The 23,052-nt window shown below is 59.7% G+C and carries 17 protein-coding genes; 6 read left to right on the top strand and 11 right to left on the bottom strand.

The genetic code is table 11. The features are described from left to right. Nucleotides 1-75 precede the first annotated feature (75 nt). Nucleotides 76-1,896 carry a DUF885 domain-containing protein gene (locus IE102_RS09350; RefSeq protein WP_189486239.1) on the top strand — a complete coding sequence of 607 codons (1,821 nt, stop codon included), beginning with the start codon at nt 76-78 and terminating at the stop codon, nt 1,894-1,896. Between the two features lie 69 nt (nt 1,897-1,965). Here the strand turns inward: IE102_RS09350 and IE102_RS09355 are convergent, their stop codons facing one another. From IE102_RS09355 to IE102_RS09390, 8 genes are all read right to left on the bottom strand, one after another. After that, nucleotides 1,966-3,084: an endo-1,4-beta-xylanase gene (locus IE102_RS09355; RefSeq protein ID WP_189486240.1), complete on the bottom strand. Its 1,119-nt coding sequence runs from the start codon at nt 3,082-3,084 to the stop codon at nt 1,966-1,968. Continuing rightward, nucleotides 3,081-4,634 carry an MGH1-like glycoside hydrolase domain-containing protein gene (locus tag IE102_RS09360; protein ID WP_189486241.1) on the bottom strand — a complete coding sequence of 518 codons (1,554 nt, stop codon included), beginning with the start codon at nt 4,632-4,634 and terminating at the stop codon, nt 3,081-3,083. Before IE102_RS09360 ends, IE102_RS09355 begins: the two co-directional genes overlap by 4 nt. Further along, entirely contained in the window at nt 4,631-6,223 is a 1,593-nt protein-coding gene (locus IE102_RS09365; protein ID WP_189486543.1) for a glycoside hydrolase family 43 protein, read from the bottom strand. The genes IE102_RS09360 and IE102_RS09365 overlap by 4 nt, the downstream gene beginning before the upstream one ends. 5 nt (nt 6,224-6,228) lie before the next feature. Then, complete coding sequence (locus IE102_RS09370; protein WP_189486242.1) at nt 6,229-7,719, bottom strand: glycoside hydrolase family 28 protein; 1,491 nt, start codon at nt 7,717-7,719, stop codon at nt 6,229-6,231. A 211-nt stretch (nt 7,720-7,930) separates the two neighbouring features. Continuing rightward, nucleotides 7,931-11,263: a TonB-dependent receptor gene (locus IE102_RS09375; RefSeq protein ID WP_189486243.1), complete on the bottom strand. Its 3,333-nt coding sequence runs from the start codon at nt 11,261-11,263 to the stop codon at nt 7,931-7,933. Nucleotides 11,264-11,396: 133 nt separating this feature from the next. Next, nucleotides 11,397-12,353, bottom strand: a complete 957-nt coding sequence (locus IE102_RS09380) for a FecR family protein (RefSeq protein ID WP_189486244.1) — start codon at nt 12,351-12,353, stop codon at nt 11,397-11,399. After that, nucleotides 12,331-12,930, bottom strand: a complete 600-nt coding sequence (locus IE102_RS09385) for an RNA polymerase sigma factor (protein WP_189486245.1) — start codon at nt 12,928-12,930, stop codon at nt 12,331-12,333. Before IE102_RS09385 ends, IE102_RS09380 begins: the two co-directional genes overlap by 23 nt. A gap of 326 nt (nt 12,931-13,256) precedes the next feature. Continuing rightward, on the bottom strand, nt 13,257-14,237 hold the full coding sequence (locus IE102_RS09390) for an alpha/beta hydrolase fold domain-containing protein (RefSeq protein ID WP_189486246.1): 981 nt from the start codon (nt 14,235-14,237) through the stop codon (nt 13,257-13,259). Nucleotides 14,238-14,331: 94 nt separating this feature from the next. Between IE102_RS09390 and IE102_RS09395 the strand changes: the two genes are divergently transcribed. Then, entirely contained in the window at nt 14,332-15,141 is an 810-nt protein-coding gene (locus IE102_RS09395; RefSeq protein ID WP_189486544.1) for an AraC family transcriptional regulator, read from the top strand. Here the strand turns inward: IE102_RS09395 and IE102_RS09400 are convergent. Genes IE102_RS09400 through IE102_RS09410 form a run of 3 tightly spaced genes read right to left on the bottom strand, consistent with a single transcriptional unit; the run spans nt 15,138 to nt 20,172 of the window. Next, nucleotides 15,138-15,764, bottom strand: coding sequence for an FMN-binding negative transcriptional regulator (locus IE102_RS09400; RefSeq protein ID WP_189486247.1), 627 nt, complete (start codon nt 15,762-15,764; stop codon nt 15,138-15,140). The genes IE102_RS09395 and IE102_RS09400 overlap by 4 nt on opposite strands. Next, nucleotides 15,761-17,905 (bottom strand): S9 family peptidase, encoded by a 2,145-nt coding sequence (locus IE102_RS09405; RefSeq protein WP_189486248.1) that lies wholly within the window; start codon nt 17,903-17,905, stop codon nt 15,761-15,763. Before IE102_RS09405 ends, IE102_RS09400 begins: the two co-directional genes overlap by 4 nt. Nucleotides 17,906-17,937: 32 nt before the next feature. After that, nucleotides 17,938-20,172, bottom strand: a complete 2,235-nt coding sequence (locus tag IE102_RS09410) for a TonB-dependent receptor (RefSeq protein ID WP_189486249.1) — start codon at nt 20,170-20,172, stop codon at nt 17,938-17,940. Between the two features lie 242 nt (nt 20,173-20,414). On the opposite strand from IE102_RS09410, the gene IE102_RS09415 reads away from it, so the two are divergent. Genes IE102_RS09415 through IE102_RS09425 form a run of 4 tightly spaced genes read left to right on the top strand, consistent with a single transcriptional unit; the run spans nt 20,415 to nt 22,944 of the window. Continuing rightward, nucleotides 20,415-21,422, top strand: coding sequence for a histone deacetylase family protein (locus IE102_RS09415; RefSeq protein ID WP_189486250.1), 1,008 nt, complete (start codon nt 20,415-20,417; stop codon nt 21,420-21,422). A gap of 44 nt (nt 21,423-21,466) precedes the next feature. After that, complete coding sequence (locus IE102_RS09420; RefSeq protein WP_229807670.1) at nt 21,467-21,892, top strand: RNA polymerase sigma factor; 426 nt, start codon at nt 21,467-21,469, stop codon at nt 21,890-21,892. Further along, on the top strand, nt 21,889-21,987 hold the full coding sequence (locus tag IE102_RS17870) for a sigma factor-like helix-turn-helix DNA-binding protein (RefSeq protein ID WP_229807671.1): 99 nt from the start codon (nt 21,889-21,891) through the stop codon (nt 21,985-21,987). The genes IE102_RS09420 and IE102_RS17870 overlap by 4 nt, the downstream gene beginning before the upstream one ends. Nucleotides 21,988-21,999: 12 nt before the next feature. After that, nucleotides 22,000-22,944 (top strand): FecR family protein, encoded by a 945-nt coding sequence (locus IE102_RS09425; RefSeq protein ID WP_189486251.1) that lies wholly within the window; start codon nt 22,000-22,002, stop codon nt 22,942-22,944. Nucleotides 22,945-23,052 lie beyond the last annotated feature (108 nt).

The following is a 23,052-nucleotide window of genomic DNA, read 5'->3' on the forward strand; positions in this document are numbered from 1 at the left end:
TTAGTATCATTCACAACTTGACAGGGGTAATGCCTGTGGCAACGAATGAGGGATACCATTTGCGGGGCCATACACATGTTCGATCGCCGTCAGTTGCTTATTTCCGCCGCCGCCGTAGCGGGCGCGTCTAGCCTGCCGCTCAGGGCAAATGCCGCAGCGACAGTGAACGACACTGTAGGCGCCATGAACGCCCTATTCGACCGGATCATGCAGCATCGGTTGCAGCGCTTTCCTGAAGAGGCGACCTCTCTGGGATTGGACAAGGGGGCTCTGGCGGGGAGCAAACGCCGGCTGTCGGAGGTGTCGCTGAAGGCGCTGGAGGCAGACCGCGCTACCACGGTCGGTTTCCTGAGCGAGCTACGCGCCATCAACCGCACGGCCCTGAGCGGGATGGACGTTGTCAACTACGACACGGTCGCGTTCACGCTGGCAACCGCGGCTGAGGGGGATCGCCAATTCAATTATGGGGCTGCCTCGTCGGGGGAGCCCTATGTCATCAGCCAGTTGACCGGTTCCTATCAGCAAACCCCGGACTTTCTCGATTCTCAGCACGTGATCGCGGACAAGGCCGACGCGGACGCCTACATCGCCCGTCTGGACCAACTGGCCGGGGTGATGGACGGTGAGCTTGAGATCGCGCGCCATGACGCGGGTCTGGGCGTCACGCCGCCTGACTTCGCCATCGATAAGGCATTGGGTATGCTCAAGGGGCTGGCCGCCACGCCCGCCGCCCAATCGGTTCTGGTGCAGTCGGTGGCCGGCCGCGCCCACGATAAGGGCATAGCCGGCAACTATGCCGCTCAGGCGACAGCGATCTATGAGCAGAAGATCCAGCCAGCAATGGCCCGCCAGATCACCTTTCTGGAAAGCGTTCGGCCTGCGGCGTCGCACGAGGCGGGTGTCTGGCGTCTGCCAAAGGGCGACGAATACTATGCCGTGTCGTTGAAGGACGCGACGACAACTGACATGACAGGGGAGGAGATTCACGGTCAAGGTTTGGCGCTGGTGCAAGAAATCTCAGCCCAGATCGATGCAATCTTTAAGGCCAACGGCCTGACGCAAGGCTCGGTCGGTGCACGGCTGAAGGCGCTGGGTGCGCGTCCCGACCAGCTTTACGCCGATACGGATGAGGCCAAGGTTCAGTTGATCGCAGACCTGAACGCCAAGGTCGAAGCGATCCGCCCCAGACTGCCGCCATATTTCGGGCAACTGCCCCAGGCACCGGTCGAAATCCGCCGTGTGCCCAAGGCCATTCAGGACGGCGCGCCGCGCGGGTACTATAACTCACCGACTCTGGACGGATCGCGTCCCGGCATCTACTGGATCAACCTGCGCAACGCCGCCGAAGTGGCGAAGTTCACCCTGACGTCGCTGACCTATCACGAAGCCATTCCGGGCCATCATCTGCAACTGGCCCTGAGCGGTGAGAGCGATGCTATACCGCTCATCCGCAAGGCCGCGGGCTTTTCGGCCTATATCGAAGGGTGGGCGCTCTATGCCGAACAGTTGGCGGTTGAGATGGGCATGTATGCCGACGATCCGTTCGGCCATGTGGGCCAACTGCAAGGCAGTCTTTTCCGCGCTGTGCGCATGGTCGTCGACAGCGGCATGCACCATAAGCGCTGGAGCCGCGAGAAAGCCATCGCCTATTTTGTCGAAACTCTGGGCTGGCCGCAGACCCGCGGCGCCACCGAGATTGAGCGTTACGCCGTTTGGCCGGGGCAGGCGTGCAGCTACATGGTCGGCAAGATCACCTGGCTGAAGATCCGTGAGGCTCAGAAGCGCAAACAGGGCGGAGCGTTTGACATCAAGACCTTTCACGATACCGGTTTACTGGCCGGATCGGTGCCGCTGGCGGTGCTGGAACAATTGTATCAGAGTAAGGGTTTGATTTGATTTGGCAGGTTTCCGGCGGCCTTCGGGCATAAGGCGCACGCCCCCTCCGTAAGTTTACCGCCTGTAGGTTTAGGTTCGATCCGGCGCGCTTTGAAATGAACGGCTCATCGCATCCCACAGCGGTTTTTTGCGGAACTGATCATCGTAAGGTGTTGGCCGCAGGGGCAGGCGGTCCTCACGCGGCGTGGTGGTTTGCAGCCAGCTATATTTATCGTCCATCCCCCAGCACAGCACGTCCTTAACCGCCGTATTGGACAAGGTGAGATCGAGATAGTCTTTGGCCGTTTGAGCCACGACCTGATCGCGTTTATTGATGTCACCCAAAACCCGGCGGTCATTGACATCAAATTCGGTGACCATCAGGCCGTAACCCAGACCGGCCGCCTCCTCCAAAAACGCTGTCCATTCGGCATATTGCGGGGCATTATCGTCGGCGGTGGCGTCCCAGCCTGCGCCCTGATCGGTGCCGAGATGGCCTTGAATCCCCAGAGCATCGACCGGGATGTTGTGATCTCGGAACCAGCGCAGCAGACGGATCGCGCCTTTGCGGTGCAGGCCGTCCTTGACGCGCCAGCTCATGTAATCGTTATACACCAGCTCCATTTTCGGCAGATGTTCGCGCGCCGCCTCAAAGCAAATCCGTAGAGTATCTTCGCCCAGTATGCGGGTGAAAACATTGGCGCGGATATCGCCGGTTTTCTCATCAATGGCTTCGTTAATGACGTCCCATGAGGTCAGCCGATCACCATAGTGCGTGGTGACCTTGGCGATATAGTCCCGCAGCAGTTTTTCGGCGGCCCGTTTGGGGTTTGTCCCAAAATCGTGGGTCAGCAGCCATTTGGGCGTAAATTCATCCTTGGCCCAGAACAGGGTGTGGCCACGCAGGGGCAGTTTGTGCTTTTCACAAAAAGCCAGCATCTCATCGCCCAGTGAAAAGTCATAAACCTCCGCCGGGGTATTGCGGATGGTGTACATTTTCATCTCGTTTTTAGCGACGATGATCCGGCAGTCACGCTTAAGGATTTCAGCCACCTGTGGGTCGTGCAGACCGCCCTTAATGATCCCCGCCGCCGAGCCGAACCGGATGCCCTTGGTGGCGGCGATATCACCCAGAGACGGTGTTTGGGCTTGGGCGGGGATGGCCACCGCCGTCGCTGTTAGGCCCGCTAAAACCTCACGCCGGTTCATAGCGATATCCTCTCGTTGGCTTTGATCATCACGTTACGGGCAGGTCGGCCCGTCAGGCGCAAAGTGACCTTTTGCGGGGCCTCCGAAACCCCCAGCAGGGCCGTGGGCGCACCGGATTTATCGGTAATTAGCCGCGCCAACCCTTCAATTCGACCAAGTTTTTTGCCACCAAGGGTAAGGTCGGCCCCGCGTCCGCTGTAGCGCACCTCGGCGGTCGATTTGGCATCGGTCGGCAGGCGGAACTGCGCCCCTTTTGACGCCGCATGGTTGGGGCGGATATTCCATTCCAGCCGGTCAACCTCTTCGACCACGCCTGCCAGCCGCCAGGTGTAGTCCATCATTACAAGTGCTGCCGGTGAATAGTCCGGCTCATCGCCGTCGCGGGTAAATTCGGCGGTTAGCGGGTTCATCTGCTGACGGAAGGTCATGTCGGTGATCAGTCCCTCGCACCAGCGCTCCATCATGACGGTGAACTCAGCCGACCGGCCATAATGCCCGAACCAGCGCGGGGCACGCAGGGCGGTCAGCGCCTGCGACGGGCCGCCCCAGGTATTGGCTGTGATGGGGCGCACAAAGGAGGGGTCATCGAGCGCGATCGAGGGCAGGGGATAGGGCGCCCAGAATGCCGCAGGATTATGGATTTGCCGCGTCCACAGACCATCAAACAGGGCCTGATCCGGGACGTGCTCCCCGCACACACGGCTTAAAATGTCGCTGCGGATGCGGATGAACTGGCGGCCTGCGTCTTCGTCATAAAAGGCGGCGTCTTCGGCGACATATAGCCGTTTCAGGATCAGGTCACGGATCGTGGCGGCGCGCTCTGCCCACATATCGGCCTCTGATGTTTTACCCAAGGCGCGCGCCATCTCCGACAGGGCCTTGCGTGCGCCGTATGTGGTGGCCGACAGGTCGGGACAGAGGCGTGGCAGTTTAAAGCCTTCGGGGTAGTATTTGGCGTCTTTGTTGGGGCATTGCGGCGGGATGCCCTGCCATCTGGGGCTGTTGTCGTGGCCGGTATCGTAGGTGCAAAAGCCCTCAGTTAAGCCCGTGCCGCGGGTGTTGCGGTACTTTAAAAGCCAGCCGTCCCACATCGATGCGCCGCGATAGGCGGTCTCCAGCAATTCCTGATCGCCGGTCGCGCGCGCCAGTTCCAACGCGGTGGCGGCAATCGGCACGACCATCTGGATCTGGCCAAAGCCAGTTTCGGTCACCTTATTGTTACACGGCAATTGTCCGTCGGCGCGTTGCAACTCAAAGAAACACATATGGCTGTTGCGGGCGACATCAGGCCGAAATTTGCGGTAGACCAGCGCTTCATGCGGGCCGCATTCCATCCAGATGCCCTGATAGACCGAACCTTCGATCAGCACCGGCTTGGAATAGCGCGGCATAACTTGCGTGTTTTTAACAAGGATCGACAAGGCCTTATCATAGGCCGCCTGCCATGCGGCATTAGTCGTCGTATATTCAGGTTGCGAGGCGGATTGCGCGATTGCTGGGGCCGCCATCAGGGCGGCGGTGCTGGTCGTAATAAAGGTGCGCCGTCTCATTTGGCCACCTCATGGTCAACGCGGAACGAGTCGATATCGACATGGCCGCTCGCGCTATCTTTGTTGAAGGTGAATACCCCCGGTCGTGAGCCTTTCCACCATGAGAATTTGGCCAAGGCCGTGGGTTTGCCCAAAGCTGTAAACGCCTTGCCATCGAGGCTGTAGGCAAGGTGCGCCACCTGATCTTCACCAACCTCAGCGCGTAACATCACTGTGTCGCCGGTCAATACCGGGCCTGTGGTCTCGATCCCGGCGGAGGTAAAGGTGATCCGGTTGATGCCATTCTCACGCACCGCGCCGATCCACACCGGCTTAACGCCAAACAGGGTAAGCCCCGCCCGCTGACCGTCCGTCATGCCGGAGATATCCAGCCGTGCGGTCGAGCGCATAAACGGCCCGGTCAGCATCTGGGTCAGGGTATTGCGCGAGGTCGTCAGATGATCGGCCTGACCGGCCTTAAGGCGCAGGTATCCGGGCCGCTCGCTCAACGACCAGCGGGTGTTGTCGGGATTGTGGTTCCATTGCCATTGCAGGCCGAGTGTGGTCGAACTAAATTCATCGGACGCCTGCATCTTATCACGCCCCAGCACGCCGGTATCTGGCCGTGGATAGGTCATGACCGGCTGACCTGAGACCTTGCCCGCAATCGGCTCCCCCATGACCGGCCAGTCATCGACCCAGCGCACGGGTTGCAGATGGTTTATCCGCCCGAACGCGCCGGTCGAATTAAAATGCAGGAACCAGCCTTCGCCGGACGGCGTTTCAACATAGCCGCCCTGATGAGGGCCTTGCACCGCGGTCGTGCCGGGTTCCAGAACGACCCGCCATTCGTAGGGGCCGTAGATATCCTTGGCGCGGCCTACCGCCTGCGGGCCTTTGTCGACGCCGCCAATGGGCGCGAAGATGTAGTAAAAGCCGTTACGTTTGATGAATTTCGGGCCTTCTAAGACCGGCAGATTGACCTTATCTTCGGCGATTACCACCCCGTCATCCAGCGCGCTCAGGCCATCGGGGGCCATTTTTCGTAAAATGAGCGGCCCGGCCCCGACGCGACCGTGAACCAGATAGGCCTGACCGTCATCATCCCAGATCGGGCAGGGGTCCTCAAGGCGGGCTTGCTTAATGACATGCACAGGCTCAGACCACGGGCCTTCAGGCGTGGCGGCGGTTGACATAAACACACCCTCATCAGGTGTCGCCCAATAGACGTAGAACAGGCCGTTATGATGACGGATCGACGGCGCCCACACCCCGCTGGCGTAACGGGTACCGGTGACCGGCTTTGACTTGGTGTCGTCGATCTCAAACGGCCCCGGCATGTCGTATTCGGGCGCGAAAGGTAATTTCGGCAGCACATGGCCGATGATCGTCCAGTTGATCAGGTCGAGCGATTTGAGCACCGGTATCCCTGGCGACAGGTGAAAGCTGGACGAGACATGATAATAATCTTCGCCCACGCGGATCACGTCCGGATCGGAATAGTCGGCATAGAGGACGGGATTGGCATAGGTCGCCGTTTCAGGTGTGACGGTCGCACAGCCTGTGAGCAGCGGAAGCGTGATTAGCGCGGCGATCAGGGCGGGGACCATGCGGTTCACAGGCACACTCCGCTGACATTAGTTTTGAGGACATATTCAGGGCGTGGGTCGGTTCCGGTCGGCGTGACCTTATAGTCGATCAGGGTCAGGCCCTTGATATGGCGCGCCCACAGCCCGTAGGCCGGCGCATCACCGATACCGTCGATCATATGCGGGTCAGGGTATTGCCCGTACATTTCGCCAATCGCCGTCTCAGCCAGTACCGGTTTGGTGCTGGGGTTCTGGGTGACCTTAAAATCGCGGATGACGACATCTTCGATGCTCTTTTCGGGGATGCCGATAAAGTACGACCCGCGCGGGCCGTTATCTTCGCCGATGATACGTTCAAACAGCACGCGCCGCAAAGTCCCGATCGGGGCCGGAGGATCGCCCGGCTTGACCCGCCCGCGTTTTTCCAACCGCATGAAGATCGGGCTGCGGGCGCGGATGATTTTGACATCACTGATCAGCAGGTTCTCGGCCGTGCCGCCATCGACCATCTTCCAGGCCACGCCGGAGTCCGCGCCCACCACCTTGACGCGGCGCATGTCCTCAGACACCCCGCCGATAAGGCAATGCCGCACAAAGACATTGCGGAATAGGCTTTGGCTATCCGTACCCAGTTTTACCGCGTTGCAGGACGTAAAGAACGTGCAGTGCTCGACCAGAATGTTCTCACCGGGGCTTTGGGCCGCACCCTTAAAGCACATGGCGTCGTCGCCAGAGCTTATATAGCAATGGCGCACGATGACATGCCGGCAGCCGTCGATATCAAGGCCGTCATTGTTGAAATTGACCTGATTTTCGACCTTGATATGCTCGATCAGCAGGTCGTCGCAGTTGAGGTAGTTCTGCATCCAGCACGGCGAATCTTTTAAGGCAATGTCGCGGATATGGATGCGCTGGCAGTCGATGATGCGGATGACAAACGGCCGTCCCGGCGTGCCGTGAATGGTCTCCAGCCCCGGAAAGTTTTCTTTTGAGCCCCGTCCGTCGATTTCGCCGTGGCCGCAGATCGAGATATTGGTCAGGCCCTCACCAAAGATCAGCGACTGATGCATGCCCATATTGGTGTCCTGCACGGTCAGCCGTTTGGCGATCCGCTCAGGATAGTTGTTGAGGTCGAGGCTGCCCAGCAGGCGTGCACCCTTGGCCACTTCAAACCGGATATTGGATTTCAGGTCGATCGTGCCGGACACATAATCGCCCTTAGACAGCCTGACCGTGCCGCCGCCGCGCCGTGCCACATCATCAATCGCGGCCTGAATGGCCTGTGTGGCCAGCCCTGTGGTGTAGCCATGATCTTCGGGGGTAGCGACCAGATCCGGCCCCGACCACGGCTTCAGTCGCGCCGTCAGGTCGGTCGCCATCTGTTCAAGATCCGCGCGCAGTTTTAACGCCCAGTCGGGCATGGCACAGGCGGCGGCATGGCTTAAACCGGGCAGGGAAAGCGCCCCCGCCATAGCGGCCGCACCGGCACCAAAGCGGCGTCTTGAAACTTGTGTCATTGGGGTTTCCTCTTATTTTTATGCTGTCACTATCCCGCAAGATCGGCCGTTAAACCAAATGAAAAAAATCCGGCAGGCACCGCCCGCCGGATGTATGAGTTTACGCAGAACCGCGGGAGGACCCGGCTCTGGCGGGTGGGTGTTTTCAAAAGTAAGACGCGGAAGGCGAGCACAGGGAGTAAAGGGGTATCCCACCTTCCGCTTATCGGGATTAAAAGCGCAAATTCATCCCGAGGTAATAGACCCGGCCTTCGACATCATAGGTCGCCGTCCAGGTATTGGCATTGGCCTGAGCGCTGCCGGTCACCGGCGGGCTCTCATCGCTCAGGTTGTTGATGCCGCCGTAGACTTCAATGTTTTTCGGCAGCTTATAGGCGAACGACAGGTCAAGATAATGCTGCGCGTCCAGCACCGGATTGGTGATGGTGTTGAGTGCCGGCGGGGTGCCGCCGGAACGGAGCGGTAACAGGTAGTTATCGCGCGTAACCTCACCGATGTAGCGGTCACGCAAACTTAAGGTCAGCGGGCCGTTGCGCCAGGTGACGCGCGACACGCCTTTCCATTCCGGGATCGGCTGGCCACAGGTCGGGCCATAGGCGCCGACACATTCGTTGGTCAGGTTGGGCAGGGCCTGAAGCGGGGTGCCGGTGAATTCTTCGGTGTAGGTCCAGTTGGCGCTTAGCTCAATCCGGCTGCCGCCGTCGAACAGGCCCCAGTCGATACCAAAGCCATAGCGGCCGTTGAGGTCGATACCGGAGGTTTTAAGCCCGCCGGTATTGGCATTAGTGGTCGCCACATAGTTCGGGCCGGTGATTTCGCCGGTGACCGAGTTGCGGGTAATGCCCTGACAGAACTCGCTCGAAGCGTCACCGATGATGCGGTAACACAGATCCAGCGTGTTTTGCAGACCGCCACCCAGAGGTGCTATGGCCCCCTCAAGCTCGATGCTGAACCAGTCGACGCTGACCGCCAGACCGGGCACGGCCCGCGGTGTGAAGATCAGGCCGAAAGTATAGGTATCGGACTCTTCTTCCCCGACCAGCGGGCTACCGCCGACCGTATTGCCGATGATGGTGTTGGGCTGAACGCCGGTGCCGAACACGGCCGAGACCGGCACGCCGGTGGCAACACAAACATCGCGCACGGCCTGAGTTTGCTGGGCCACAGGCGCGCGGCTGGAGCACGGATCGGTGGCGGAAGCGAAATTCAGCGACTGACCGCCGTACAGTTCACCCACGTTCGGCGCGCGGATGGCGTGCTGGAATTGGCTTCTGAACGCGACATCATCAATCGGTTGCCATTCGGCCCCGACCGAATATGTCCATACACCGCCAACCCCTTCGAGGGTGTAATCCGAATAACGGAAGGCGCCGTTGACGTTCAGGCGTTTGGCAAAGGGCACATCCGCCAGAATGGGGGCGCGCACTTCGCCGTAGATTTCACGCACAATCGTGCTGCCCGACGTGGGTTTGGCGGCATTGAAGCCGGACACATCGCCTGAGGACAGGAAGGTATCCGGGGTATATTTGGCGTAGTTATAGCGCCATTCAAAACCGGCGTTGAAATCGACCGGCCCGGCGGGTAGGTCAAAGGCTTCGCCAGCGATATTAGCGGCAATCACCTGCTGTTCGGCGATCTGGACGTTGGTCGAATTGACCGCAATCGCGGCGGCGGCGGTGGGCGTGATATTCGGGCCGAACGGGTTCAGCACGGGGGCGGCACCGCCGACGGACAGAAGGGCCTGAGCAAAACGGCTGCGTGAGGCGCTGCCGCGCTGGCTGTCGGTGTTCTGAGTGCGGGCGTAGGAATAATAGGCATCATAGCTGAGGTTTCGTAAGAAACCCTCAGACACGCTGCCCAGATCGCCGCGCAGACCAAACGCCGTGCGGAACACGTTGCGCTCGGATGAGTTGAAGCGATTGCCGACCTCAGCCAGACGCCGCCCGATCCCAAGCACAGCCAGACCATCGCCCGGTGTGGTCGAAAAGCTGGCTGTCCCTTGCGTGATATTGGTCGTGCCGGTTTCACGCAGGTCAAGCTGGCGCACCACTTCCTGCATCTGCGTCGACAGGTAAGGATTGTTGGCGTTGATCAGGAAGTTGCCGTTCACATTGGTCGGCGCCAGCTGCATATTGACGACGTTGTTCGAGAAGTGGGCCTCGATATAGCCGGTGACTTTCTCGTTGAACTCATAGTCGATGAAGCTGTTGACCATCCAGCGGCGCTGCGGAATGATCAGGTAGTTGGCGGGACCGAGGTTGAAATCATCCTGCGGGGAGACGGCGGCGCGGGCTTGGGTACCGGTGTCGCCAAAGGTAAAGCCGCGTGAGGTGGCGCTTTGTAAGCCCGCAGCCAAAAGGGCCGCATCAAGACCGGCATTGGACTGGGCCGAACCATAGGTCGGGATGCCAAAGAAGCGGCCATTGGGGATATCACCGGAACCACCGGCGATCAGGCCGGGTCGGCCACCCGCGCTCAGGCAGGTCTGGCCGCCGGGCACGCTAAGCGGTGTACCGGCCTGACTGTCGCTCCAGCTATCGGCAGTGACACAACCATCCGACAGCGAAAAGAACGCAAAGTCACCGCGTTCACCGCGTGTGATCGAGCCACGGTTGAGGTAGTTGAGCGACACGACCGCATTGCCTTTATCATCAGCGAAATTGCCGCCTAAGGTCAGGTCAACCGTGTTGGTCGGGGTATTGGTTGGCTGATCCCAGCGCGTCTGGGCGCTGATTTCAACGCCTTCAAAATCGTCGCGCATTATGAAGTTGACGACGCCGGTGATGGCGTCCGAGCCATAAACCGCCGAAGAGCCGCCAGTGACGACTTCGGTGCGCTTAATCAGGGCGGCGGGGATGGTGTTGATGTCGGTGACCTGATCGGTGCCGGAAATCGCAAAGCGGCGGCCATTGACCAGCACCAGATTACGCTGAGCGCCAAACCCGCGCATATTGAGCGTGGCCGTACCGCCCGGCACCGTATTGGCGGTCGGGCCGTTATTTTGTGAGCCGATGAACTGCGGCGTGGAATTGAGCAGGGTTTCAATGTTCTGGGTGCCGGTCAGCTTGACCTCTTCGGCATCGACGACCGTGACCGGGGTTGGGGCCTTAAAGCCGCGGTTGGCCAGACGTGAGCCGGTAACCACAACGGTCTGAGGCTCGGCCTCCGGTTCTTCGGCGGTATCGCCTGCGCTTTGGGCCAGGGCGGGTGTGGCGGCGGTGGTGACGCTTGCGGCGTCCCGCGCCCGCAGGGATATCACCTTGCCATTGTCTGAGGCGACTTCGAGGCCGGTATTGGCGATCAGTTGATTAAGCGCTGCGCGGGGTTCCAGATTGCCGGACACGGCGCGGGTCTGGATGCCTTTCAGGCGACCGGCGGGGGCGATGATCTGTACGCCGGCTTGACGGGCAAATTCCGGAATGGTCTTGACCGCGTCTTCGGCCGGGACGTTGAAGGTTTTGGCTTGGGCATAGGCACCGGTAGCAAACACCAGTCCCAGAGTGGCCGCTCCGACAAGGAGCAGCGACTTTCTCGAATGTCTCATCCTAGGTTTTCCTCTTTTTCAGTTCGCTTGTTGAAAGGCTCGCGAACTTCTGAAACCTAGACGCAGGGGGCGAATTATTTCCGCTATGCTGATGCGCAACTTTTTTAACCCTGTTGCGCAGGGCCTTATCCGGTCAGGATTTGCGGCTGAGGCGCACCTGATTTTCGCTAACCTCAGCCGTGAGGCCAAAGCTTAAAGCCACGGCTTGCGCAAAGCCCACCGGGTCAGTCGATTGGAACAGGCCGGTGATTTCTTCGCGTGCCAGCGCCGGATCATCAATCACAATGCGGGTGTCGCTATAGCGGGCGAAGGTCGATATGGCCTCGCTTAATGTCTGGCCTTCAAACGCGATGCGCCCCTCGCGCCAGGCCAGTGCCCGCTCAACCTTATCGGCGGGCAGGGGGGCGGTGGTCAGGGTCAGGGCCTCGGCGCGGGCCAGGGTATTGGCGGTCAGCCGTAAAGTGCCGGACTGGCGGTCGCTGAGTTCGACCACGCCTTCGCGCACCATGACCAACAGCGGGGTGGCCGCAAGATTTTGCACGGTAAAGCTGGTGCCAATGGCGCGGATGGTGGCGTCACCGGCCTTGACGATAAACGGACGGGCGGCGTCCCTGGCGACATCGAACAGGGCTTCGCCATCGATCAGGTGCACAAGGCGCTGGGCGGCACTGAAACTGACCTTGACCTTTGACGCGGTGTTCAGACTGATGACCGAACCATCAGACAAGGGAATGACCTTCATCTCACCGCGGCGGGTTTCAAAAATCTGACCGTGATTCAGGGCAACGGCCCCAATACCAGCCGCGGCCAAACCCGCCGCCAGCCCGCCGCCCCACATCACCTGACGGCGCGAAACGGCCGGGGGCGGGGCAAATTTGGCGGCGTCAAAGCCGGTTCCCAGCGCCTGAGCGCGTTCGGACGACATTGAGATGGCCTGGGCACGCGCAAACGCCCCCACGCGGCGGGGATCGCCCCCCAGCCACGTCTCAAGCGCACGATCCTCCTGCGGTGATAAGGCACCCCGATCCAGCCGCGCGACCCAATCGGCCGCCGTTCTGTCGATATCCTTAGCTGTCTCGTTTGCGCTCACGCCGGGCCTGATCTTTGTTCAACTTACTACCCCATGCCCTTGACGCACGGGCACTGTCATTTCCGCCATGTGAAATCATTTTCATGAGCATGTAAATGCTGCGGCTCATGTGTTTCTCAACCGTGCTTTCGGATAAACCCAGCGTTTTGGCGACATCGCGCTGCGACAGGCCATGGACCCGGCGCAGGATAAAGACCTCACGGATCTTGCCGGGCAGGGTGGCGATGACGCCTGCCAGACGGCGCAGTTCGTCACGATCGGCGACCTGATCTTCGGGGGAAAATTCAAGGGCGGCGGCTTCGAAATAATCCAGATCGCTGACCGCCTGAAACGGCACGACCTTGGCGCGGCGGATGTGGCTGACCATGACGGAATAGGCCGTCTGGAACATGTAATTGCGCACATTGGTGATGGCCGTCACCGACTCGACCGTGATCAGACGGGCATAGGTTTCCTGCACGATGTCGTCGATTTCCAGCCCGGCAATCTTACGCCCGCTCAGCCAGCCGCGCAGGGCCGGTTCATGCGGCAGGACATGTCGCGATAACCACAGGGCACGCTCCGTAGAGACCCGCATGGCCGGGGCTCACCCAAACCAATCGATTGAAACACAAACCTGCGTCATAAATCTCATCTCCCCGTCAAGGTCCGCCGTTAGCCGGCCGGACTGGTGTCTTCCCGAAGTGATCCTGATCGGATCTTATGCTTTTTTGGCGACACCGGTGTCATGTTGCGATGATCGATGCCGACGTTTTGTTAGCGGTAACATGCGTTTTGTGATCTGTCAATTTCATATGTGATCGATTTTGATTTGTGGCTTTCCAGTACAAAAAGGGCATTCCGAAGTCGGCTAAGATCTTCGCGATCCGGGCTTCGATCGACTTACAGCCGTAAATTAAGCGATCAAAGGGCAAAAATCTTACGAAGCCACTGCGACCCGTCTTCCAGAGCTTGCGCCGCCAAAGGGGCGATGGAGACGGCCTCAAGGAAACTATGGGACGCGCCGGGGTAGATGATGGTGTGGGTATCGCCCCCGGCGGCCTGCATTTTTTCGGCCAGTTTCAGGCTCTGTCCACGCAGGACATCGCACTGGGCCACCGCGAAAAAAGCCGGCGGCAGACCGGCCATATCGCCGCGCATCGGCACGACGAACGGGTTTTGGCGCTCAGTGTCGCTGTTAAGGTAATTGTCCCAGAACACGACCATTTCTTCGGCGGTCAGCATATAGCCGTCGCCGCCGTAGCGTTCGACATCCTCCGGGGCGCAGGTGTCATCAAAGGCACCGTAATTGAGCACCAGACCTTTGAGGAGATTGCCTTCACCGCTATCGCGCAGGCTCAAAGCCGCCGCCACCGACATATTGCCGCCGACCGAATCCCCGCCGATAGCGATACGATCCGCATCGACGCCCAAGGCTTTGGCATGGTCGCGCACCCAATGAATAGTGGCCAAGACTTCGTTCAGAGCCACCGGAAAACGGGCGGCCGGGGCGTGGCTGTAGTCCACGCCGATGACCACAAAACCGCCGCGGGCGGCATATTCGCGCATCAGCCGGTCATGGGTATCAATGGAAAACAGCATCCAGCCGCCACCGTGGACATAGATCAAAACCGGCTTTGGGGTGTCTGAGGGCGGCAGGGGATCATGCAACCGTACCCTCACCTCACCATACGGCGTCGGCACACTATGTTCTTCGGTGCGCACCATGACCGGGCCGCCCTTCACCCACGGTTCGCGCACCGCTTCGGCCACGGCGCGGATCTCGGTGGGTGACAGGGTCTCAAACGGCGGATGGCTGCGGTAGGCCTCAGAGGTGATGGCGATGAAGCGCGCAATATCCGGGTCTAAATCGGTCCCTGCCAAGGTCAATGTCTGCGCCGTCATAGTGTCTGCTTTCCGTGAACTGAAGGTATATTTCTAATCAACTGTGTCTGGCGCGCTATAGAAAATAGCGCGAAAATCGTCTAATTTGGGCCATATGGTTCTTAAGGCATCGCGCAGCACCCACGGCGAAGATTATCAGCACGTCAATCGCCCGATTGCGGTGCTGATCGACGAATATCCGACGGGCTTCGTCGATCCGCCCCACGCCCATGAACGCGCCCAGCTTTTGTACGCCACCGAAGGCGTGATGACGGTGATCACCGATGCGGTCAGCTTCACCATCCCGCCCCAGCGCGGGGTGTGGATGCCGGCCGGTGTGCGTCACGAAGCCCATTGTCGTGGCCATGTGTCCTTAAAAACCCTTTATGTCGCCTCTGAAACCGATCCGCGTTTGCCGACCCGGTGCCAGAGCCTGAAGATTTCCCCGTTGCTCAGGGAACTGATTATCGAAGCCAGCCACCTGCCGATCGAATATGCCCTGACCGGACGCGATGCGCGGATCATGGAACTGATCCTGGATGAGATTGCCGAGGCGGTTGAACATCCGGTGTCGGCGCTCAATGTGCCCATGCCGTCCGATCCGCGTCTGGTGCGCATCTGCCGGGCGATCATGGACGATCCCTCAAGCGAAGATGACCTCGATCACTGGGCCGATATCGCCTGCATGGGCCGCCGTACCTTTACCCGTGCCTTTCGCCGTGAAACCGGCGTCAGCTTTTCCGAGTGGCGCCAGCAGGTCAGATTGGCCGAAGCCATCTCCATGCTGTCGCAGGGCAAGTCGGTCACTTCGGTTGCCTATGATGTCGGCTACAACAGCCCGTCAGCCTTTACCGCCATGTTCCAGCGCGCGTTCGGTGCCTCGCCCAGCCAATATTTCGACCCCAAAGGGCAACCCAGAAGCTAGGCGCGGTCGGTATTGTAGGTGCGCATGTGCTGAGTCAGGCCGTGCTCTCCTTCCTGTGCTAAACCGTTCAGAATATCCGTGAATACATCGTCGCGCTCATCCTGCCCCAGCTTGAAGGCGGCGTTTTGGGAAACGATATCGGCGCGAAAGCCGATGATGCCGCGCGCCAGCCGGTGAGCGCGCTCACCCATCTCCGCCATCGACCAGCCATTGGACCGGTCAGTTTCCATCGCGGCAATCAGGTCATTAAGATCGGCTTCGATCTCGTCGGCATCCTCAATAAAGCTCAGGTCACATTCAAATGCCGCCGACATGTAATTCCAGGTCGGAGCCTGCGTGCGGTCGGCCATCCATGACGGCGACATATAGGCGTGCGGGCCCATAAACAGGATCAGGGCGCGCGGGTGCGATTTGAGCCGTTCGACCTGCGCATTTGAACGCGCAAAGTGGCCCGCAAAGGCGATCAGCTTACCGTCAGTGTCACAACGCGGACGTAAGGGTAACGGCGTGGCGCCAAACCCGCTGCCCGCCGACACGATCCAGGCGAACGGGTGAGCTTCGATCAGGCTGACAATATCCGCATCACTGTGCGGCGCGTATTTAGACGGTTTCGGGTCCATCATGCGTCATACACACTCAGTTGCGCGAAGGCCCAGAAGGTTGCCATCTGGGCATAGATATCCGACAGGCCCGACGCGCTTTGGTGACCGGCGGTCATGTTGATCTTGAACAGGATGGGTTTATCCGAGGTCGTGTGGACGCGCAGATTAGCGACCCACTTGGCGGCTTCCCAATAGCTGACGCGGTCATCACGCACGCCGGCGGTGGCCAGCACCATCGGATAGGCGGCTTTGCGGACATTCTCATAGGGCGAGATCGAGGCGATATAGTCATAGGCGACCGGATCAGCCAGCGGATCGCCCCAGTCCGGCCGGAAGGCGGGCACCAGCGGGTGGGTGTCGTCGGACATGGTGTTGAGCATATCAACAAACGGCACCTGCGCGATCACCCCGGCATAAAGATCAGGTCGCAGGTTCATGGCCCCGCCGACCAAAAGACCGCCCGCCGACAGACCATAGGCCACGATCTTACGTTTGCGGGTATATTTGTGTTTGATCAGATAGTCGGCGCAGGCATTGAAATCGGTAAAGCTGTTGGCCTTTTTGAAGCGCCGTCCGTTCAGGAACCAGTTGCGGCCTTTTTCGGAACCACCGCGGACATGGGCGATGGCATAGATAAAGCCCTCGTTGACCAGGGCGAGGGCGGGGATCGAAAACTCCGCCTCCGATGACAGCCCGTAGGCGCCGTAGCCGTAGATCAGCAGGGGCGACTGACCGTTAAGTTTGGTGCCTGTCGGCATCAGCACGGTCAGCGGCACGGTCTCGCCATCGGGGGCGGGGGCCATCAGGCGGCGCACCTCATAGTTGGCGGGATCGAAATTGGCGATGGTCTGGCGCACCACAACGGTCTGGGTGCCAGTCGCCATGTCGTAATCAATATGTTGCGGGGGGGTGCGTGGCGATTGATAGATCAGGCGCAAAATGTGGCCGTCAAACACCTGCCCTTCGGCCACCGTCACATCATAGGCCGGTTCGTCAAACGCGACATTCGCGGTTTGACCGTCCTTAGCGACCACCACGATCTCCAGCTTGCCGTCGCGGCGCTGACGGATCACCATATGATCCTTAAACGGCGTAACGCTGAGGATATGGGTGCCTGGCGCATAGGGCCGCAGCGGCTGCCAGTCGGTGGCCGATTGACCCGGCAGGGCGGTCATCAGCTTGCCATCGACCGCACCGTCAGCATCGGTTGTAATGACCAGCCTGCCGTTCCAGTCGCACACTTCGTAATGCAGACCAACCGTGCGCGCCTGCATCAGTTGCGGCTGGGCGGTCGGCGCATCCGCCGGGATCAGCCTCCATTCATCGACATCGGGGCCTGAAATATGAATGAAGTTATAGGCATCTGACGCCATCCGCCCGATCGAGACGAACAGGGCCGGATCTTTTTCTTCGTAAATCAGGGCTTGCGCGACCGGCCCGCGGGCATTGGCGCGGTAGACCTTGGCGGGGCGGCCATATTGATCGCGCCATATCCAGAATACCCATTGCGAGTCCGACGATATGGTCAATCCCGACCAGCCATAGCCGTCTTCCCATGACCGGATGTCTCCGGTTTTGAGGTCATGGACACAGATGCGGTGCCTGTCGGAACCTTTCAGGTCTTCGGCCCAGACAAACAGGCTATGGTCGGGTGAGACTTGCGCCTCAATGACGCGGTAATAGCTTTGGCCGCGTGACCGTGCCTGTTCATCAAGCAGCACCTGCTCATCGCCGCCGCCTGCGGGTTTGCGGGCATGCACCAGATGGTCTTCGCCGGGGCGGATATAGGTGTAATAGATAAATCCGCCTTTGGGCGCGGACGGGATCGGGTCTGACGCCGCCGTCATGGCCATCATATTGACGGCAAAGGTGCCTTCCCACGCCTGAGCCGCGATCATCACCTGATCGGCATAGGCGTTTTCGGCGTTCAGATGGGCTTCGATCTCAGGGTCGAGCGGCCGCTCACCTTTCAGGAAGGCGCTGTAATTGGGGTCGCGCAGCCAGGCGTAGTTGTCGATACGCACCCGCCCAAGCTGCTCGATCCGTTTTGGCCGTATCGCGGGCAGGGGCGGGTTAAGTGCCCCCGCCTGAGCCGCGAACACAGGCAGACCCGACATGAACGCGGCGGCAGAGGCTGATACTAAAAACTGTCGCCGGTTCATGTCGGTTATCCTTGTTACGCTATCTAACTAAATCAGTACGCCCACGACAGCGAGACGCCAACCATGCGCGGACGCACGATGCCTTCGCCGATACCGTTGATTTCGGCGACGGTGCGGGTAACGCCGCGCTCATCCGAGATGTTGTTGGCAAAGACCGCAACCGTGGTCTTACCCAAGGTGGCGCGCAGACGGGCATTGATCAGGTTATAGTCGCCCTGAAGGTTTGGCGTCGCCCCCGGAATGGACGAGTTCATGTCGCTATAGCCTTCGGACACAAACTGATGGGTCAGCATCAGCACCGGGTTATAGCTGCCACCAAAACGATAGGTGGCGGTGTTGGCGACCGTCCATTCCGACGACCCGGCCAGACGCGAGCCCTTGGGCGCCGTACCTGACCACAGGATGAACAGGTCTTCGGTCAGGACCGCATCCGTGTAGGTGATGGCGGTCGACAGATCGAGGTTTTCGGTCGGCCGGAAGGTGATCGAGGTTTCCACCCCTTGCGACTTGGCCGAACCGCCATTGGCCGCATAGTTGAAGAAGTCCGGCGTTTGCAGGCGAAGCTGGATATCCTGCCAGTCCACATAGAACAGGGTCGCATCGACCAGCAGCTTATTGCCCAGCCAGTTCGTGCGCATACCCAGTTCATAGTTGACCAGTTCGTCCGACGTCGAACCCGACGGGATCGGGAAGGCGCTTAAGCCCGCCGTATTGGGCGTGCCAAACCGGAAGCCCTTGGAGACCAGACCGTAAACCATCAGGTCGTCGGATGGCTTATAGGTCAACGATGCCTTGGGCGAGAAGCCTTCTTCGGTGGTTTTCGACGTCACCGGCGTGGACGCAGGCGCGCCATAAACGCCAAAGCCAGCCGAGGTCGGTGTATCGGATACGGTCGTCTTGAACAGACGGCCACCGAAGGTCAGTTTCCATTTCGGGGCGAAGTAGTAGTTGGCTTCCCCGAACAGAGCGGTCTCGGAGCCTTCGACGCGACTATAGAAGGCGTTGAAGATGTCGTCATTAGGCGCGATGACGGCACCTGCCCCCGGCCCGAACAGCGGCGAGGCGTCAAACTGCGCAGCCGCACCAACCGAGCCCAGTTGCTCATAAAGGTCTTTGTCAGAACGGAAATAGCTGGCCCCGATCAGCCATTCAAACGTATCGCTGGGCGCAGAGGCCAGGCGGGTTTCAATGGAGCGACCCTCCGAGCGGCCACCGCTTTGGATATAGAGCGGATTGGTCAGGTTGAGGCCCAGATCAGCATTATAGATCGCGCGCAGGCCGTCGAAATCGAACTGCCAGTCCTGCGCCTTTTTTTGGTAGGAGGCCAGCCCCGTAAAGGTCGCCCAGCCCAGATCATGATCAACGCGAAGGCTGTGGATCTGAATGTCGGTATTGACGGGCTCGTCTATGGCGGTGGAGCGCTTAAGATCGCCCAGCGCCGGGATCTGATAGGACGAATCCTCGGCATCAATGGTCTGGAACAGGCTGAGCCAGGTGACGGTCGTGTCGGCGGTCGGCGTAAAGGTCAATGAGACCCGTCCTCCCGACGTGGTGATGTCGTTGGAACCGTCTTTACCTAAGCCAATATTGTCGAGATAGCCCGATTGCTTATCGTAATTGCCGACGATGCGGATGGCCAGCTTATCGTCGATGATCGGAATATTGGTCATGGCCTTAAGGCCGGGGCTGAGTTCGGCGTTTTCGGTCTGCGAAAGCGTGGCCTCAATGGCGGCGTCATAGCCGCTGGTGTTGGCGGTATTGACGATATAGTTGACCGCACCGCCCAAGGAGGCCGCGCCAAACAGCGAGCCTTGCGGGCCGCGCAGCACTTCGACGCGGTTGACATCAAAGGTGTCGATATCGGGTACAGCGATGGTCCAGCCGGGCTCGGTCAACGGCACGTCATTGAGGAAATAACCGGTGGTGCCTTGCCCCTGTGCGTTGCCGGAGGTGGTGGCAATACCGCGCAGAGTGACGTGGGAGACGCCCGGCAGGTATTTGTTAAACGTCACACCCGGCACGCGGCCGATATAGTCCTCAAGGCTCTGGGCGCCGAGGGCTTTGAGTTCATCAGAGCCTACCGCGCTGACCGAACCTGACACGGCCCGCACGCGCTCGGAGCGCTTGGAGGCGGTGACGATCACTTCGACGGTCTCTTCGGCAGCGGTGGTCTCTTGGGCCGTCGCGGCGACAGGCACGATGAAAGCGGCGGTAGCCAAAGACGCGCCGGCGAGCAGATATGTTTTTAAGTCACTCAGTTTTTTCATGATTAATCCCCTAACATGAAACGCCGTCGGGGGTGGCCCGCCGGTAGATACCGCCTTAGACTCTCCACAAATGCGAGCGCGTCTTAAGTGCGTGTGTGACGACTGTATGACGGCCCTATGAACCTGACTCAGCATGTGGGGCCAATTATTAACGCAAACGGGCCACCGCATAAGGTCGTGGTTTTCTGTGGCAAAAAGGCGCGTTACTAATATCAGGCGCTTTAATTTCAGGGTTTTTGTTCATGATCTGCATCCATTCGCCCGCAAGTACAGGCCAGAACCCGCAAAGCTTTTTCCGGCATGGCAATCTGCGCGATCATCCGGAAACGTCTGAGCGTTATCGCATTTTGCTTAAGGCCATAACAGGCCATGAGATCATTGATGCGACCGATCACGGTACGGCCCCGATCACGGCGGTGCATAGCCCTGACTATGTCGAGTTCCTGATGACGGCGTGGGGGCGGCGTCAGGAACTGGCGGGCATCACCGATCAGCTTGTCGCCACTCAGTTTCCGCGGGTCGGCATGAATGCCCGCCCTACCGGATTGCAGGGCCAGCTTGGGTTTTATCTGGGGGATACCTCAACCTCAATCCGTGACGATACGTGGTCGGCCATTGCAGGCTCGGCCCATGCCGCAGTGGATGCCGCCGATTATGCGCTTAAAGCCGGTAAGGCCTACGCCCTGTGCCGACCGCCGGGGCATCATGCCTACGGCGGCTACGGCAGCGGGTTTTGTTACCTTAACAATGCCGCCATCGCCGCCCAGAGACTGCGCGATGCAGGCGCAAAGGTCGCCGTGCTCGACATCGATGTCCACCACGGCAACGGCACCCAAGGCATATTTTATGGCCGTGACGATGTGCTGACGGTCTCCATTCATGCCGAAACTTCAGCCTATTTCCCGTTCTATTCCGGCTATGAGACAGAAACGGGAACCGGTGCGGGTGAGGGGTTCAATATCAATCTGGCCCTCGATCATGGTCTGGGCGATGAGCCTTGGCTGGCGGCCATTGCGCACGGGCTTGAGGCGATCCACGCCTACGGGGGCACGGCGCTTGTGGTGTCGCTGGGGCTTGATGCCTCTGAGCACGACCCGATCGGCGTGCTTAAGGTCACAACATCAGGCTTTGAACGTGCGGGGGCGCTGATCGCCTCAGCCGCCCTTCCGATGGCGATCATTCAGGAAGGCGGCTATATTTGTGACGCCCTGCCGCACAATCTGGCGGCATTCCTGAACGGCGCGGATTAGGCACCTCACGCAGAACTGTCACAAAATTTTGCTAAGCCCGCCGCATGGCGGATACCTGTGCAATGACGATGGCTTACGGAGGCGGCAGCTTTGATGCCTTGTCCCGCCGTCTGCGCACACCGCTGATGCAGTTCTTTATGCGCCGCACAGGCTCGCAGGCGGATGCCGAGGAACTGGTTCAGGAGTTGTTTTTGCGTCTGCTACGCCGCAAGGATCTGTTCAGTCTGCAAAATCTCGACGGTTATGTGTTTGAAACCGCCTCGAACCTGATCCGCGATAAGGTGCGGCGTGATACGGCGCGATCTAAGGATCGCCACGATGATGTCAGCGATCTCGACATTGCTGCCGACGCGCCATCAGCCGAGCAAAGCCTTGAGTCGCGCCAACGCCTGAACCGGATGCTGGCGGCCCTGGATACCTTACCTGCCCGCGCGCAAACCATTGTATCCTGCGCCGGTTTGAGGATATGAGCTATGCTCAGATCGCCAAACGGCTTGGGATCTCGATCAGCGCCGTCGAAAAACACATGGTCAGGGCGATGGACGCCCTCAAGCAAATCGACTAATCACAGGGCGTTATGGATATACCTAAAACCGCTGACGAATGGTTCGTCCGCCTGCATTCAGGCCACCCGGTGTCACCGCAGGACGACGCCGAATTTCGGGCGTGGCTGGCACAAAATCCTGACCATGAGGCTCAGTTGCGTCAGTGCGAGACCCGCTGGGCGCAACTGTCAGCGCTGTCGCTGTCGCCGGAAGTTCTGGCGCGGCGGGCGCGGGCGTTGCGTGAGACGTCGCCAATGGGGCGGCGCGGTCTGTTTAAAATGGCCGGCGGCGGTATGGCTGCCGCCCTTGTGCTTGGTATGGGGTGGACTGCCCTGACGCCCGGTGGGGCGCAGGCGGCCTATGTCACGGCCGCCGGAGAGAGACTGACCACCCAACTGCCGGACGGTTCTGAACTGACGCTGGCCCCATTGAGTGAAGCGCGTGTCGCGTTCATGGGCGGTAAGCGCGAAATAAGTCTTTTGTCGGGTCAGGCGTTCATTACGGCCGTCCGTAAGGGAGAACCGTTATCGTTCAAAGCCGGAAACTGCACCGTCGAAGGCTCAGGCTGTCAGTTTCAGGTCACGCTGGAGGACGGGCGCGCCCATGTCGTCATGGTTGGCGGGGGGGCTAAGGTCACGTCCTCCGACGGCGGCGCGCACCATCTCTGGTCAGGCCAGAAGCTTTACGACGCAGGTGAGAAAACATCGCGGGTCAGTGTTACGGATGTCCGCACAGAAACGGAATGGCGTCTGGGTCGGCTAGTGTTTCGTGATCAACCCTTGTCCGAAGTGGTTGCCGATTTCAACCGCTATTCCTCCGATCAGTTTGTGGTCGAAGATCCGGATTTGGGATCGCTTAGGTTATCGGGCTCATTTCGTTACGACGGCGTTGAGGATTTTCCCGCAGCGCTCGAAACCGTTCTGGGGCTTAGGGTTGAAGCCAACGGCCCACATCGCTGGGCCATTCGTAAAGGCTAATTACACATCCTGAGAATGTGAATTTTTTGCGACGTAGTGTGGATTGGTTAATCGGGTGCGTTCCTGAAGATGGGCCGGGTTGATTGCCCTGTATCAGGAAAGACCACG

The organism is Asticcacaulis endophyticus (assembly GCF_014652575.1).
Lineage (GTDB): Bacteria > Pseudomonadota > Alphaproteobacteria > Caulobacterales > Caulobacteraceae > Asticcacaulis > Asticcacaulis endophyticus.

Bases quoted from the DNA above. Each gene is read 5' to 3' on its own strand.
- IE102_RS09350 (WP_189486239.1), top strand. From the start codon at position 76: ATGTTCGATCGCCGTCAGTTGCTTATTTCCGCCGCCGCCGTAGCGGGC.
- IE102_RS09395 (WP_189486544.1), top strand. From the start codon at position 14,332: ATGGTTCTTAAGGCATCGCGCAGCACCCACGGCGAAGATTATCAGCAC.
- IE102_RS09370 (WP_189486242.1), bottom strand. From the start codon at position 7,719: ATGACACAAGTTTCAAGACGCCGCTTTGGTGCCGGTGCGGCCGCTATG.
- IE102_RS09415 (WP_189486250.1), top strand. From the start codon at position 20,415: ATGATCTGCATCCATTCGCCCGCAAGTACAGGCCAGAACCCGCAAAGC.
- IE102_RS09365 (WP_189486543.1), bottom strand. From the start codon at position 6,223: ATGGTCCCCGCCCTGATCGCCGCGCTAATCACGCTTCCGCTGCTCACA.
- IE102_RS17870 (WP_229807671.1), top strand. From the start codon at position 21,889: ATGAGCTATGCTCAGATCGCCAAACGGCTTGGGATCTCGATCAGCGCC.
- IE102_RS09420 (WP_229807670.1), top strand. From the start codon at position 21,467: ATGGCGGATACCTGTGCAATGACGATGGCTTACGGAGGCGGCAGCTTT.
- IE102_RS09375 (WP_189486243.1), bottom strand. From the start codon at position 11,263: ATGAGACATTCGAGAAAGTCGCTGCTCCTTGTCGGAGCGGCCACTCTG.
- IE102_RS09425 (WP_189486251.1), top strand. From the start codon at position 22,000: ATGGATATACCTAAAACCGCTGACGAATGGTTCGTCCGCCTGCATTCA.
- IE102_RS09360 (WP_189486241.1), bottom strand. From the start codon at position 4,634: ATGAGACGGCGCACCTTTATTACGACCAGCACCGCCGCCCTGATGGCG.
- IE102_RS09410 (WP_189486249.1), bottom strand. From the start codon at position 20,172: ATGAAAAAACTGAGTGACTTAAAAACATATCTGCTCGCCGGCGCGTCT.
- IE102_RS09405 (WP_189486248.1), bottom strand. From the start codon at position 17,905: ATGAACCGGCGACAGTTTTTAGTATCAGCCTCTGCCGCCGCGTTCATG.
- IE102_RS09355 (WP_189486240.1), bottom strand. From the start codon at position 3,084: ATGAACCGGCGTGAGGTTTTAGCGGGCCTAACAGCGACGGCGGTGGCC.
- IE102_RS09390 (WP_189486246.1), bottom strand. From the start codon at position 14,237: ATGACGGCGCAGACATTGACCTTGGCAGGGACCGATTTAGACCCGGAT.
- IE102_RS09400 (WP_189486247.1), bottom strand. From the start codon at position 15,764: ATGATGGACCCGAAACCGTCTAAATACGCGCCGCACAGTGATGCGGAT.
- IE102_RS09385 (WP_189486245.1), bottom strand. From the start codon at position 12,930: ATGCGGGTCTCTACGGAGCGTGCCCTGTGGTTATCGCGACATGTCCTG.